At 47.5% G+C, this 14,057-nt stretch carries 11 protein-coding genes and 1 other RNA gene; 7 read left to right on the top strand and 5 right to left on the bottom strand.

What is annotated here, in order from left to right:
* Both OOJ59_RS27075 and OOJ59_RS27070 read left to right on the top strand, forming a co-directional pair.
* Positions 1-996: hypothetical protein (locus OOJ59_RS27075; RefSeq protein WP_326929236.1), on the top strand; the 996-nt coding region annotated here is incomplete at its 5' end.
* Between the two features lie 269 nt (positions 997-1,265).
* On the top strand, positions 1,266-1,526 hold the full coding sequence (locus OOJ59_RS27070) for a helix-turn-helix domain-containing protein (RefSeq protein WP_160956283.1): 261 nt from the start codon (positions 1,266-1,268) through the stop codon (positions 1,524-1,526).
* Positions 1,527-1,779: 253 nt separating this feature from the next.
* Here OOJ59_RS27070 and rprA read toward each other — a convergent pair.
* Both rprA and ydiK read right to left on the bottom strand, forming a co-directional pair.
* An RNA gene (gene rprA, locus OOJ59_RS27065) (antisense sRNA RprA) lies at positions 1,780-1,887 on the bottom strand.
* Positions 1,888-2,071: 184 nt separating this feature from the next.
* Positions 2,072-3,172, bottom strand: coding sequence for an AI-2E family transporter YdiK (gene ydiK / locus OOJ59_RS27060; protein ID WP_069324246.1), 1,101 nt, complete (start codon positions 3,170-3,172; stop codon positions 2,072-2,074).
* Between the two features lie 213 nt (positions 3,173-3,385).
* Here ydiK and ydiJ point away from each other — a divergent pair, with 213 nt between their 5' ends.
* From ydiJ to OOJ59_RS27045, 3 genes are all read left to right on the top strand, one after another.
* Positions 3,386-6,442, top strand: a complete 3,057-nt coding sequence (gene ydiJ, locus OOJ59_RS27055; RefSeq protein ID WP_085049443.1) for a D-2-hydroxyglutarate dehydrogenase YdiJ — start codon at positions 3,386-3,388, stop codon at positions 6,440-6,442.
* A complete protein-coding gene (menI, locus tag OOJ59_RS27050) occupies positions 6,439-6,849 on the top strand; it encodes a 1,4-dihydroxy-2-naphthoyl-CoA hydrolase (protein WP_069324244.1) in 411 nt (136 codons plus the stop codon). Before ydiJ ends, menI begins: the two co-directional genes overlap by 4 nt.
* A gap of 77 nt (positions 6,850-6,926) precedes the next feature.
* The gene (locus OOJ59_RS27045) at positions 6,927-7,115 is read left to right on the top strand and encodes a YdiH family protein (protein ID WP_029139522.1); all 189 of its coding nucleotides are present in this window, start codon (positions 6,927-6,929) and stop codon (positions 7,113-7,115) included.
* A 67-nt stretch (positions 7,116-7,182) separates the two neighbouring features.
* Here OOJ59_RS27045 and OOJ59_RS27040 read toward each other — a convergent pair whose 3' ends face one another.
* Positions 7,183-8,034 (bottom strand): Vmh family MBL fold metallo-hydrolase, encoded by an 852-nt coding sequence (locus OOJ59_RS27040; protein ID WP_087856676.1) that lies wholly within the window; start codon positions 8,032-8,034, stop codon positions 7,183-7,185.
* Between the two features lie 122 nt (positions 8,035-8,156).
* On the opposite strand from OOJ59_RS27040, the gene OOJ59_RS27035 reads away from it, so the two are divergent.
* On the top strand, positions 8,157-9,044 hold the full coding sequence (locus OOJ59_RS27035; RefSeq protein ID WP_038640250.1) for a LysR family transcriptional regulator: 888 nt from the start codon (positions 8,157-8,159) through the stop codon (positions 9,042-9,044).
* A 237-nt stretch (positions 9,045-9,281) separates the two neighbouring features.
* On the opposite strand, the gene OOJ59_RS27030 is transcribed toward OOJ59_RS27035, so the two are convergent.
* Complete coding sequence (locus tag OOJ59_RS27030) at positions 9,282-9,878, bottom strand: hypothetical protein (RefSeq protein WP_268063542.1); 597 nt, start codon at positions 9,876-9,878, stop codon at positions 9,282-9,284.
* Between the two features lie 5 nt (positions 9,879-9,883).
* Positions 9,884-10,504, bottom strand: a complete 621-nt coding sequence (locus OOJ59_RS27025; protein WP_038640254.1) for a helix-turn-helix domain-containing protein — start codon at positions 10,502-10,504, stop codon at positions 9,884-9,886.
* 955 nt (positions 10,505-11,459) lie between these two features.
* On the opposite strand from OOJ59_RS27025, the gene OOJ59_RS27020 reads away from it, so the two are divergent.
* Positions 11,460-13,946 (top strand): autotransporter outer membrane beta-barrel domain-containing protein, encoded by a 2,487-nt coding sequence (locus OOJ59_RS27020; RefSeq protein ID WP_160955463.1) that lies wholly within the window; start codon positions 11,460-11,462, stop codon positions 13,944-13,946.
* The last annotated feature ends 111 nt before the right edge of the window (positions 13,947-14,057 follow it).

Raw genomic sequence — 14,057 nt, 5'->3', positions numbered from 1 at the left:
TTTAATTACAGCAATGATCTGATGCTCAGTAAAACGGGCTTTACGCATAGCGATCTCCTTTGTTGGCAGAGTGATTATGCCGGAGGGTCTCTAAATGTGAATGGCACGATTATGCGGGATACTTACATAACACCTTATATTACTGGTTTACAAACTACAACCGATGACCCTGATTACGCTAAGAATATAAAACAAGAGCTTGATTGGATAAGTAACAGCACACACTATTTGTTTGATGCTGTAGATGCTGCACAGGACGCTTACACACAAGCACAGCAAGCAGCTAGTGATGCGACAGATGCTTATAATGCTGCACAGGAAGCACAGACTACAGCTAATGATGCGATGAATACGGCTATTACTGGTTTGCAGGAACAACAGAAAGAACTTGAAGACCAGCAAACACAGATTACAGCTAACTTAAATGCTGTAACACAAGCACAAACTGATGCTACTAATGCATTACTTCAAGCTGAGGATGCTGCTGGTATTGCTACAACAGCTAATGAAACAGCAGGAACAGCAATTACTAATGCAGCTACTGCTCAATCTGCTGCTGAACAAACACAGACAGATGCTATCAATGCTAATACTCAATCACTGGAAGCATTGAATCAATCAGCGTTAACAAGCTCTGTTACTGCTTCCTATGATTCTGGTAGTGGTGGCGACCACACAATAACTATTGTTGATAACAAAGAATACACAAGAACTATTTCTGTTCTTCCAGTAGTGGCTATTGTGGCTGGTACACAGCAAGATTCAGCTTCTGTATCGATGACAGCTTATGTAAATGGTGTGCAAGTTTTTAGTCAATCACATTCAGTACACAATGAATCAGCCTCTATTATCTTCTCTTATCAATTTTCTATGCCTCCTGGTTCTGGTAATCAGACAGTAAGAGTTGTTCAGAGTGGAGGCGGTTACGTGATTAGTTTCAGTAACGTAACTGTATTAGCTACTCAAGATGGAAGTAATGATTTTATAGTTAGTTAACATTCATTAATGCAATGATTTTGAAGTAAATCATACACAGGCTGATGCTTTTGCATTGGCCTTTTTTCGTTTAGAATCAATACGCCTCTGGTAAATCCTAGAGGTGGGGATTTGCAGCCCCGTTACATAGACAACCGGAATACATCTATCTTGTATTCAGGCGCTTTCGTTCACCCCTATCAATGGTGGGCGTAGCGGGGAAGCCTTTAGGCTTGCCGTGTCTATGCGGTCTGCAAACCCTGTTACGTTCACCACCAAAAGGAAAGGGAATGGAAAGTAAACAGGATTGGCACAGGGTAGACATCATAGCGGCATTACATAAGAAGCGTCTTTCATTGGCTTCTCTGGGAAGGGCTAACGGTTTAGGAAGTGAAACGTTAATCAATGCGCTTAATCACGCATGGCCTAGAGGTGAACTAATCATCGCTAACGCTCTCAACACTACACCCTCTGAAATATGGCCTTCTCGTTACTTCGAGAAAGACGGCACTCCAATCAAGCGAACAATTAGAAAGCCTCCCATAGCTTAGAACAACACTAAGAAACATTAGCGCTCTTTAATGGGCGCTTTTGTCGTTTCTGAGGGAACAAAAATGTTCCTCTAGGTGGACAAAAATGTCCCTCTAGGTGTGCAAAATTGCATGTCTAGCACAGCCTTAAAAAGCTATTGCACACAACGTAAGGTGTTGATATTTGAGGGGAGAAAAGAGGGTAGCACTTTTAGTTCTTCACACACTTTGCACACATAAGGCACACTATAGGCCTACGAAGCACCGTAACTTACTGAAAAAAAGCCCATCGTGGGAGATGGGCAAAGACTACACACAGCAATTCGTTGTTTCACTCAGGGGAATTCCATGCTTATAAATCAATGTGTTGATCTACAGCCTTGAGCTAATAGTAGGCATACTGATTTTTCGCGTCGATCAGATTCATCTCAATAGTTTAAAAACTGTAAAGAATTTGCGACATAAATGAGTGCTGCGAGGAGAGTACCGTTCGATTTAACTCAGTACCGGGACGGGATAGATTAACATTGCTAAACAATCAGGCGGCAATGCCGCCTGACGTTGGATTACTTATTGCTTTCTATTTCTGCGAGGAGTTCGTCCGGATCGCTCCCCGGCGCAGGCGCTTCATTCACCCAGGCAGAGAACAGACGCCAGGACACGGCCAGGACTACCGGGCCGATAAACAGACCAATCATGCCGAATGCAATTAATCCACCGATGACGCCAGAAAGGATAAGGATCAGCGGCAAATCGGCGCCCATACGAATCAACATTGGGCGAATGACGTTATCCAGCGTTCCGACCACACCGCTCCACACCAGCAGCACGGTGCCCCAGGTTGAATCCCCGGTCCAGTACAACCAGATAATGGCCGGGACCAGCACCGGCAGCGGCCCCAGTTGTACCAGGCAGGAGAGAATCATTAATACTGCCAGCAGCGTCGCATACGGCACGCCGGTTACCGCCAGACCAATGCCGCCGAGGACCGCCTGTACCAGAGCCGTAACTACAACACCTAACGCAACAGCGCGAATGGCCTGCGCCGCCAGCAGAATGGCGGCATCACCGCGTTTGGATGCCAGTCGACACGCGAAATGACGGATCCCTAACGCCACCTGCTCACCACGCCAGTACAGCAGGGCGCTGAATAGCAGCATCAGACCACAATGCATCATAAAGCGGCCGATATGCGCAGCCTGACCGACAAACCAGGTCGTTGTGGCGCCGACATAAGGCCGAACTTTGGCCATAATGGCTGCGCCGCCCATATCCAGCAGGCTGTGCCATGCGCCATACATTTTGGCTCCCACCAACGGAATGCTGTTCAACCATGCCAGATCCGGCAGCGTCATATCGCCAGCAGTGACGGCATGGATCAACGGTCCGCTGCCATCAACAATGCTATTAACCAGCAGCGCAATAGGAATGATAAACAGCATTACCAACAGCAGGGTCATTACCAGCACCGCCAGTGAACGGCGTCCCCACAGCAGTTTTTGCAAGCGTAACAGGATAGGCCAGGTTGCGATGACCACCGTACCCGCCCATGCAAAACCGAGGATAAAGGGCTGCACAATCCAGAGACAGGCCACAATCATGATGGCTAAAAACAGCACCGTTAGCAGCACTTGCGCAATATCCCTGGGCTGACGAAAATTTACCATAAATACTTTTCACCTTTGTCTTTGCGTCAGAACGTTGACGCGACGTGAACACTTAAATCACACCCTGTAATGATGAGCAATTTCAGCGGTTTTGAACAGGCGGATTCTGCCTGTAAATCTGCTGAGCGTATTAGAAAAAAATGTGATACAACAAACAAAGCAACACGCAAACGATTAAATTCACAACACAGACCGCAGGAAAGGGTCACTATAATGATTCCACAAATTTCTCAGGCACCAGGTGTCGTTCAACTGGTGCTCAATTTTTTGCAGGCGCTGGAGCAGCAAGGATTCACGGGCGATACGGCAACGAGCTACGCCGATCGGCTGACAATGTCGACAGATAACAGTATCTATCAGTTGCTTCCTGATGCTGTGGTTTTCCCGCGTTCAACGGCAGATGTGGCGCTGATCGCCCGTTTGGCGGCTGAACCTCTTTTTTCGTCGTTGATTTTTACCCCGCGCGGCGGCGGTACCGGGACGAACGGTCAGGCGCTGAATCAGGGCATTATTGTTGATATGTCCCGTTATATGAGTCGCATTATTGAAATCAACCCGCAGGAAGGTTGGGTGCGGGTCGAAGCCGGGGTAATCAAAGATCAGCTCAACCAGTTTCTGAAGCCTTACGGCTATTTCTTTGCCCCGGAATTATCCACCAGTAACCGGGCAACGTTGGGCGGGATGATCAATACCGACGCATCCGGACAAGGTTCGTTGGTTTACGGTAAAACCTCCGATCACGTGCTGGGTATCCGCGCGGTGCTGATGGGCGGCGATATTCTTGATACTCAGCCAATGCCGGTCGAACTCGCCCAAACGCTGGGCAACAGCAATACCACTATTGGCCGCATCTATAAGACGGTGTATGAGCGGTGTCGTGATAATCGGCAGCTTATTCTTGATAAATTCCCCAAACTCAATCGCTTCCTTACTGGTTACGATCTCCGACACGTCTTCAACGACGAGATGACCGAGTTTGATTTAACCCGCATTCTTACCGGTTCAGAAGGTACGCTGGCGTTTATTACCGAAGCGCGCCTGGATATCACACCGTTGCCCAAAGTCAGGCAGTTGGTCAACGTCAAGTATGACTCGTTTGATTCAGCATTGCGTAACGCCCCGGTTATGGTGGAAGCGCGCGCACTGTCGGTAGAAACCGTTGACTCCAAAGTGCTTAATCTGGCGCGGGAAGATATCGTCTGGCATTCGGTAAGTGAGTTGATTACCGACGTACCGGATAAAGAAATGCTGGGCCTGAATATCGTCGAATTTGCGGGTGACGATGAAGCATTGATTGATGCTCAGGTCAGGGCGCTGTGCGAACGCCTGGACGGCTTAATTGCCCGTCAGGAGGCCGGTGTCATTGGTTGGCAGCTGTGTACTGAACTCGCGGGCGTGGAGCGCATTTACGCCATGCGTAAAAAAGCCGTCGGTTTGCTGGGAAATGCGAAAGGTTCCGCGAAGCCTATTCCGTTCGCCGAAGATACCTGCGTTCCACCGGAGCATCTGGCTGACTATATTGCCGAGTTCCGTGCGCTGCTCGACAGCCACGGTCTGAGTTATGGCATGTTTGGCCACGTGGATGCCGGCGTGCTGCATGTCAGACCGGCGCTGGATATGTGTGACCCGCAGCAAGAAGTGCTGATGAAACGCATTTCTGACGATGTGGTCGCGCTGACGGCAAAATATGGTGGTCTGCTGTGGGGCGAACACGGGAAAGGTTTTCGTGCAGAATACAGTCCGGCGTTTTTCGGTGACGAACTGTATCGCGAATTGCGCAAAGTGAAGTCGGTATTTGATCCGCAAAACCGGCTGAACCCGGGGAAAATCTGTCCACCGGAAGACGTTGACGCGCCAATGATGAAAGTGGATGCCGTCAAGCGCGGGACTTATGACCGACAGATCCCATTGGCGGTGCGGCAAGAGTGGCGCGGAGCAATGGAGTGTAACGGCAACGGGTTATGCTTTAACTTTGATGCGAAAAGCCCCATGTGCCCGTCGATGAAAATCAGCCTCAACCGTATCCACTCGCCGAAAGGCCGTGCCACGCTGGTACGTGAATGGCTGCGTCTGTTGGCGGATCGCGGAATTGACCCGATACAGCTGGAAAAAGAGCTGCCGGAAAAACGCGCCAGTTTACGCACGCTGATTGCCCGCACCCGCAACAGCTGGCATGCGCGTAAGGGCGAATACGATTTCTCGCATGAAGTCAAAGAGGCGATGTCCGGTTGTCTGGCGTGTAAAGCCTGTTCCACGCAATGTCCGATTAAAATTGATGTACCGGAGTTCCGCTCGCGCTTCCTGCAACTGTACCACACGCGTTATCTGCGACCGTTGCGCGATCATATGGTGGCGACCGTTGAGAGTTATGCGCCGCTCATGGCGCGTGCGCCCAAAACGTTTAATTTCTTCATCAATCAGCCGCTGGTGCGTAATCTGGCTAAAAAGCACATCGGTATGGTGGATTTACCGTTGTTGTCTGCGCCGTCGCTGCAACGTCAGTTGGTTGGTCATCGTTCTGCGAACATGACACTGGAGCAGCTCGAATTACTCAGCCCGGAACAAAAAGCCCGTATGGTGCTGGTGGTACAGGATCCGTTCACCAGCTATTACGATGCGCAGGTGGTGGCTGATTTTATCCGTCTGGTAGAAAAACTGGGCTTACAGCCGGTACTGCTGCCGTTCTCGCCAAACGGCAAAGCGCAGCACATTAAAGGCTTTTTAAACCGTTTTGCCAAAACAGCGAAAAAGACATCTGAGTTTCTCAACCGGGTGGCGAAGCTGAATATTCCAATGGTGGGCGTTGATCCGGCGCTGGTGCTCTGTTATCGCGATGAATACAAGCTGGCGCTTGGAGAACAGCGGGGGGATTTCCATGTATTGCTGGTCAACGAATGGTTATCTACCGTTGTGGCGTCACAGCAGCCAGCTGCTATTGCCGGAGAGCCGTGGTATTTCTTTGGTCATTGTACCGAAGTGACGGCCCTGCCAGGCGCGCCTGCGCAGTGGGCAGCTATTTTTGCCCGTTTTGGCGCCAGGCTGGAGAACGTCAGCGTGGGATGCTGCGGCATGGCTGGCACTTATGGGCACGAAGTGAAAAATCACCAGAACTCACTGGGGATCTATGAGCTATCATGGCACCAGGCAATGCAACGACTGCCGCGAAATCGTTGTCTGGCTACCGGATATTCCTGTCGTAGCCAGGTTAAACGCGTTGAAGGCACGGGCGTTCGCCATCCATTACAGGCACTGCTGGAGATTATAGGATGATCTGGAAACGTGAAGTCACTCTTGAGGCGCTCAATGCCATGGGTGAAGGAAATATGGTGGGGTTGCTCGACATTCGCTTTGAACATATTGGCGACGATACCCTGGAGGCCACAATGCCGGTGGACCATCGCACCAAACAACCTTTTGGTTTACTACATGGCGGTGCATCGGTGGTGTTGGCGGAAAGCATGGGTTCAGTGGCCGGTTACCTGTGCACTCAGGGAGAGCAAAAAGTGGTGGGCCTTGAGGTTAATGCCAACCATGTTCGCTCTGCGCGGGAAGGGCGTGTCAGAGGCGTGTGTAGCGCCATTCATACCGGCTCTCGCCATCAGGTATGGCAAATCGAAATCTTCGATGAGCAAGGGCGATTGTGTTGCACATCGCGTCTGACGACCGCTATTTTGTGATGCATATTGCTTTTGGTCATTATCTGCGCAGTGAATGGTGTTATACTGTGCAGGTTTTGAACACAAGCGAGGATGATATGTCTACCCAATTAGACCCGGCCCAACTGGCAATAGAGTTTTTACGTCGTGATAAAACCGATCTTTCACCGGCTCAGTACCTGAAAAGACTGAAACAGCTTGAGCTGGAGTTTGCGGATTTATTGACGCTCTCTTCAACTGAACTGAAAGAAGAGATCTATTTTGCCTGGCGCATGGGCGTTCATTGATTCCGGTATGCTTATTGTAATGTAACCCCGACATGCGTTCGGGGTTATTTTTGGCGTTAAATCTTGTTTACCACTTCATCTCACCGGTATTGACCTTCGCGCTTAGCTCCAGAGAGCTGGCGTCCGCCAGACCTGGCCATGCCGCCGTCATGGTTTTAATCACGTAAGCTGAACCTTTATTCGCGCTTAACGCCTGCTCAAATGACTGCAAATAGTCCCGGGTGAAGCGAATCGCTTTATCGCCTGTCGGGCGTTCGCCAATGTAATGCCCCGGAACCACCTGAGCGGGCTGTAAGTTCTGCATCTCGCTTAACACATTGCGCCACGCGGAACGCTGTTCAGCAGACTGCGTATCCGCCGTCCAGACATGAATACCCGAAGCCACGCCAGTACCGCCAATGATTGCGCGGTTCGCCGGGATCCAGACATACGCCGCATAATCGTTGGGATGGCGAAGTTCCAGCGTTTCGCCATCAACCGTGAAACGCGTTTGTGTGGTGGCTTGCGGCACGGTGAGTGATGTTGGCGCGCCGTCCTTCATTTGCGGGCCCCAGAACTGCAGTTTGGCCTCTTTCGTGGCGCGGATATGCTCAACCACATGCGGTGTTGCCAGCACTTTTACCTGTGGGAAGGCGTTGACGAGGGGCTGCAGACCGAAATAGAAATCCGGATCGCCGGAGGTGATTACGATGGCTTTCAGCGTTTTACCGCTGGCGCGAATCATCTGTACCAGTTGTTCGCCATCTTTGGTGCTGAACTGCGCATCAAACAAAATCGCTTCTTTCGGTCCTGAAACCAGCGTCGAGGAGACCGGGAAAATAGCCTTATCCTGCGGGTTGTAGACGTCCAGCTGGAGCGGGGCGGCAAAGAGTGAAGAGGAGAACAGGGGTAACAGCAGAGCCAGAGTTTTAACATTCATACCAGGTAACCTTGTGCAGGAAATTGTCTTTTGATAGTTCGCGTATTTTAAGGATATTTGCATCTGTTAGAATTCCTGTATCAGGGTATGCTGAGTTTCTTAAAACGATCGGATGGGATGCAATGGACAGAGTAATGGCGGCAACGGTATTCAACCATATCTGTGATTTGGGCAGCTTAAGCGCCGCCGCGCGAGCGCTGGGGCTTTCCAGACCGATGGTTAGTCGTTACCTCGACGAAATGGAAAAATGGGCGGGGGCAAGGCTTATCCATCGGTCGTCGCGTCGCCTGACGATCACGCCAGCCGGAGAAGAAGCGTTAGTGAAAACGCGTTCTCTGGCGCAACTTTCGCTGGATATTGCTGCCGCCAGTGCCGCGCAAATACCTTCCGGTACGCTACGTGTCGCTTGCGCGCACTATACTGCGATGCATATTCTTGCTCCGGTGCTGCCCACTTTTCTGGCGCGGTATCCGCAACTGCGCATTGAGGTTGAGATTAATAATCAACCGGTAAGTCTGGTCGGGGAACGCATCGATGTGGCGATCCGCATTACGGATACCCCCGAGCCTGGGACCATCGCCCGTCGATTGGGGGACTGTGAATCCGTGCTGTGTGCGTCTGTCGATTATCTGCATCAACATGGCACTCCTGAAACGCTCGACGATCTTACGCAGCATAACTGCCTCTATTACAGCGGCTTTGCCGGAAAATCCTGGCACTTTCTCGATGTACAAGGGCAGACGGTTTCTGTTGCGATCAAAGGGAATTTGAGCGCCGGGATCTCTTCGCTGCTCTGTGAGTCGGCGCTGGCGGGTATGGGCATTGCGCTGGTACCGGAGCCGGAAGCGCGAGAAGGGTTGGCGCAGGGAAAGTTAGTTCGGTTACTGCCAGAGCTACAGCCTAAACGCCTGCCAATATACGGGTTGTATCTTTCTCGTGAGCATCAGCCTGCGGGGTTACGCTTGTTGTTAGACGCAATTAGTGAAACAACGCGCGAATTATGTCATTGACTGCGCTCAAAAAACAATCAAACCGCAATTTGTGTTAAACAAAACTTATCCGGGAGTGAGATTATTCTTATGCCCCTTCAAGAGCTAAGCCATTACGAGTGCCGGAGATAAGCGCCGGATGGGGCCGGAACCCTTAAGCCTGCCAGCAAGCAGACTTAAGGGTTTTTTGTTATTTGCACTGTTCCGCATAATAATGCATTGCTGCTGAGACTGTAAGCGCTTAATTTCTATGTGCCTTTAAAGATGATAATTGGACTGTCTGCCACAATGAAAATAGTTTGTTCTTGACTCTAAAATAAAAGTGTAAGCGAGATGGATGTTATTCCTTTCTAAGTTAAATTCACATTTAATTTTACTGAGTCTGGCATAAACTATCTTTGCATTCAAACCACTTAGTTCAGATATTTCAGAAAATGAATAACCCTGACACAAATGCTCAAGAATAAAAAAATCCTTATTTGTCAGAGGCTTTGAAGCGTAATGATGCTCCAGTTCTGGAATGCTGGTTACAGACCACTTAGTATACGCCTTTGCTTTTTTTAGAATATCCACCCAGTTTAATATTGATTCTGTCGGTGTAATGCATAGTATGCTGAATTTACGCAGAAAATCTGCTGTCTGTTTATTGCATATAGCTATTATTTTCTGCGGTTCATCTAATGTAATCCGCATGTAATTTTTTATTTTATTTAATAGTAAGATTGGATGTGGGTTTTCGATGAGATCGAAAATATGAATGACCTCATCGGGTTGTGAAGTTTCAAATATTTCATCAATGAGGCCCAAAACCCCCTGCCGGGTATAGGCACAGTAAGTATGTATATGAAATCCCATAGTGTTTATCCTTTTTCTTTAGGAATCCATTCAATAAGTATTCCATTTTTAATATCTAGTTGGCCATTATCTCTGTAATGGTTTACGACACGCATTATTGTACTTTTTGAATACTTTGTTCTTTCCTGAAGAAATTTATAAACAGAGATTGATTTTCTAAACTCTGGTGGGAGCATACTAAGAACGGTAATCAGCTCTCCGATTGCCACTTTAACTGATGCGCCATTGAGGTTGGCATCTCTGCGCCATATGGCTTGAGATTTATACTTTTCAACTATCCACAATTGTTTGAATAAATTGAACTTTTCCACTAAATTCAATGCGGTTTCTTTTTTAATCCGATATGCTACTGAATGAGCCCGTATCTCACCATAAAAGTACGCTTCACTTTCAGGATGGTCGGTCCCGCTCATAATATAGGGCGCAAGCGCAGTACAGAATACCAGGTCGTCCATTGTTCTCCTGATATCCATCGCTCCTTCAGTCAGAAAGACGAAGTCAGTATTATTCGGCTTAACGCCTAAAGTACGCTCAATTCCAATTTCGCTTTTTATTATGATACGCGCGGCACCGGATGATAACCATTTGGAGATAATTAACTTCATTTCATCATTTGGCTTCATCATACGCAGGATTCTCATCATAAAAGTGGAATTTTAGTATCAATGTTCAATGAGCACTCACGATGTAAGTATATTCACATGGGGAATACTTTCCTTGCAATATGGGAAAATAATTAATTCCACATTGAAATGGTAACTTAATGAAATTAAATGAAATTATTATGTAATATAAGGTCGTTTTGTGGTTCAAGCATTTGTACTGGCTCGTTTTTTTAATATTTTAATCTTGGTTTTGCGTTTATGTCTGGTTTAATGTTCTGTACTCTCTCTATTTTGTGAATTATATATCCACAAGGTTCTTATGTGTTCTATTCCTGAGTGTGTCATTTGAATCTTCTCTTTACATAAGTTTACATAACGAGAGGGGCGAGAGGCAATTCGTTAAGCGAGAAATAATTTATTCCGTTATTAAATCGGGAGTTACGTTGCAATGCGCCGTAATGCCTGCAGAATTTCAAACGTATTACTTATTGACGACGATCCTGTTCGCGACTGCATCGTTATAAACAGGAATATGCGATTAGCGGTGGGCTGGGGAATTTCATATATATCAAATGGTTAATATATACCTGGTCTGCCGGTCAAAGAAATGTTAGTTACGGTGTCTGTTATGTATGTCAGGACAAGATAAAAACGAAAACAGGACGACAAGGATAAGGATGTAAAGGAAAGTAATAGATATAAAACAACAGGATATTAAATCTGAACCTATTTGCCGCATTAAAAAGTTTAGGATTTTTCATGCTGGTTGGAAATTGATAGCTTTAATAACCAGGGTATACTCGTGGCGTAAAACTGTGTAACTTGATGTTTCTAAATCATGGGGCTATACATAACTTAGTTATGCCATGAGCTATTGCTATTCTCCAGGATCGTTCAAGTAATTACACCTCTTAAGAAAATGAACTTCACTGCATACGTAGTGGGGTTTTAGAGATATGGGAATTAAGGAGCGTCGATGTCTTGCTTAAACACCAGGTTATCAAAAGTATCAATAATGATTGGTCTTCTATTCTCAACATCAACTGAGATCGCTAAGGCGCAAACGATAGCCGATAACACATCAACTAATGTGCCTGCAGGCTATTCATCGTCAAGCAGTACTTCTGATACTCCAGAGTTATTTGCTTTGAATGCAGGAACAATTACTTCGCCTGGGGCATTAAATATTGTCACGACCGGAGGTAACTCTGAGGGCGTTCTTGCTCAATCTGGCGGGACGGTTAATCTAAACGGCGTTTCAACTATTACGACTTCTGGCGGCGATTCATCCGGAATTAAAGTGGATGGTACAGGTTCTTCGGTAACAAGCCAGGGGGACCTTAACATCACAGCAAATGGAAGTTCGTATGGAATATATGCCTTAAACGGCGGCAAAGTTGATGTTTCCGCCGGGACGTTAAACGTAACGGCTAACAACGATGCATCTGCCAATGGCCCATATAGCGCAATAGAAGCTAGCGGAAACGGAACCAGTGTAATTGTTAATGCCGGAGGCTTGATTCAGACATCCTCTCTTTTACCTTCTGGTGGAGGAGTCAATTCGTCTGCAGTGAATGCATCAAATGGGGCCAGTATCGAGCTTAATGGCACCTCATCCTCTAAATTAAATATTAAAACGGTTGGCGATACTGCGCATGGTATCTCAATGGATGCTAACGGAGTGGGGACTTCCGTCCATGGAAGCAACTTAGCTATCTCCACATCGGGTGCAAATGCAAATGGGGTATTTGTTGGGGATGATTTTTTACTTAGTGACTCGACCGTAACGACCTCCGGGACAGATGCCGATGGTATTAAGTTCCTCGGCAGCAATAGTGCAGGTGTGATACAAAATTCATCCATTGCGACCAGTGGGGCGACTGCAAACGGTATTTCAGTTATCGCTGGCGGTGATTCACAGCTCAATGGAGTTTCAATCAACACGACAGGCGACGAATCTTTTGGCATCTATGCCACGAGTTCAGGCAACGTTAGCTCACAGGGGCTGTTAAGTGTTAATTCCACCGGAAGTGGTTCTTCAGCGATAGTTGCTCAAGATAATAGTAACGTTGACGTTCGCGATCGGTTCAATATTGTGAGTACTGGCGATGATGCTTCTGCTATATCTGCTACAGACAGCAGTACAATCACATTGTCAGGTACTGGCACCATCGAAAAGAATTCATCATCATCCATCTTCACAACATCTGCGATTTATGCTGCATCCGCAAGCAGTGTCTCAATCCAGGGTACAGATGCCATAAATATCAACACGACAGGTGCAAACATTCATGGCGCCTATGTAGATGGCAGCGGTGATTTGAATAATCCGACAAGCATCTCGCTCACCAATACTAACATTTCAACTGCTGGAGTGGGTGCGCTTGGTGCATACGCGATAAAAGAAGGGGCTACCCTGAACGTTGTTGATAGCAATATAAACACAAAAAATTCATCCGCTGCAGGCGTTATGACGAGGGATGGTGCCATCGCCAATATTAGTAACTCAAATATACTTACCGAGAATCATATTTCAGCGGCGGTACGGGCGGTATCTGGTGGCAAGATTAACGTCACGGATAGTGCGTTAGAGACGAAAGGTAACTATTCGCCAGGTGTTTCTCTTGAGGGTGGGGATGTCGTTCTTACTAATACAACAGTAAATACGACTAATAGCATCCAAAGCCCGGCAATTTTGCAGAATCGCGGCGTGTCGACGCTTTCAATGACTGGCGGTGAATTATCATCTCTTGCCGGTGAGTCTATCTACGCTATAGAAGGCAATGGGACCATCCAGTTAAATGAGGTTAATTCCACCGTTAATAACGGCGTGTTTATTCAAAACACGGGGGCAGCGGCGTTAGAAGTCAATGCCGATGCTAACTCTGTTGTGTCGGGGGATGCAATTAACACCTCATCATCGACGGCTTCGCTTTCGCTTAACAATGGCTCTGTCTGGACAGGTAAAGCTGTTGATATGACAAATCTAAACATTGCCAATGGAAGCCAGTGGAATGTGACGGGCGATTCAAATTCTGCGGCTATTACCTTAAATAGTGCTTTGATTAACTTTCAAAGCAGTGGCGTTAATGATGTTAAGACCATCACGACGAATTCATTCTCCGGAAATAATGGAACGATAACTTTTAATACGGTTCTTAATGAAGGCGACGCTAATACAGTTTCTGACAGAATTGTAGTTAATGGTGATGCTGCCGGTAGCCATACGATTAATATCAATCAGATTGGTGGAGCGGGGGCGCTCACGGTAAACGATGGTATTAAACTTGCTTCTATCAGTGGTCAGGATACGAGCTCGGTAACGCTATCAAAACCTGTTGTCGCAGGCGCTTATGAATATCTGGCGTATAACGGCGGCCAATCCGGAAATGGATGGTATTTGCGCTCGACTTTAGAGCCTACCCCAGAACCGACCGAGGAGCCGACTAGACTGGCCCCATAGATCACCAGACACTTCGCCTCTCTTAAAATAAGAGGTAGTCTTAGACCTATGTTTAGCACCAGTCAGAATAATAAGATGGTTGAAGTGTTATCAGGACCTGAGCGGCGTCGG

Origin of the sequence: Citrobacter sp. W9, assembly GCF_026719375.1 — a bacterium.
GTDB lineage: Bacteria > Pseudomonadota > Gammaproteobacteria > Enterobacterales > Enterobacteriaceae > Citrobacter > Citrobacter werkmanii.
This window is presented reverse-complemented; position numbering and strand designations above follow the sequence as displayed.

What these genes read in the sequence shown, in the direction of transcription:
- OOJ59_RS27070 (WP_160956283.1), top strand. Translation starts at nt 1,266, where the DNA reads ATGGAAAGTAAACAGGATTGGCACAGGGTAGACATCATAGCGGCATTA.
- ydiK (WP_069324246.1), bottom strand. Translation starts at nt 3,172, where the DNA reads ATGGTAAATTTTCGTCAGCCCAGGGATATTGCGCAAGTGCTGCTAACG.
- ydiJ (WP_085049443.1), top strand. Translation starts at nt 3,386, where the DNA reads ATGATTCCACAAATTTCTCAGGCACCAGGTGTCGTTCAACTGGTGCTC.
- menI (WP_069324244.1), top strand. Translation starts at nt 6,439, where the DNA reads ATGATCTGGAAACGTGAAGTCACTCTTGAGGCGCTCAATGCCATGGGT.
- OOJ59_RS27045 (WP_029139522.1), top strand. Translation starts at nt 6,927, where the DNA reads ATGTCTACCCAATTAGACCCGGCCCAACTGGCAATAGAGTTTTTACGT.
- OOJ59_RS27040 (WP_087856676.1), bottom strand. Translation starts at nt 8,034, where the DNA reads ATGAATGTTAAAACTCTGGCTCTGCTGTTACCCCTGTTCTCCTCTTCA.
- OOJ59_RS27035 (WP_038640250.1), top strand. Translation starts at nt 8,157, where the DNA reads ATGGACAGAGTAATGGCGGCAACGGTATTCAACCATATCTGTGATTTG.
- OOJ59_RS27030 (WP_268063542.1), bottom strand. Translation starts at nt 9,878, where the DNA reads ATGGGATTTCATATACATACTTACTGTGCCTATACCCGGCAGGGGGTT.
- OOJ59_RS27025 (WP_038640254.1), bottom strand. Translation starts at nt 10,504, where the DNA reads ATGATGAAGCCAAATGATGAAATGAAGTTAATTATCTCCAAATGGTTA.
- OOJ59_RS27020 (WP_160955463.1), top strand. Translation starts at nt 11,460, where the DNA reads ATGTCTTGCTTAAACACCAGGTTATCAAAAGTATCAATAATGATTGGT.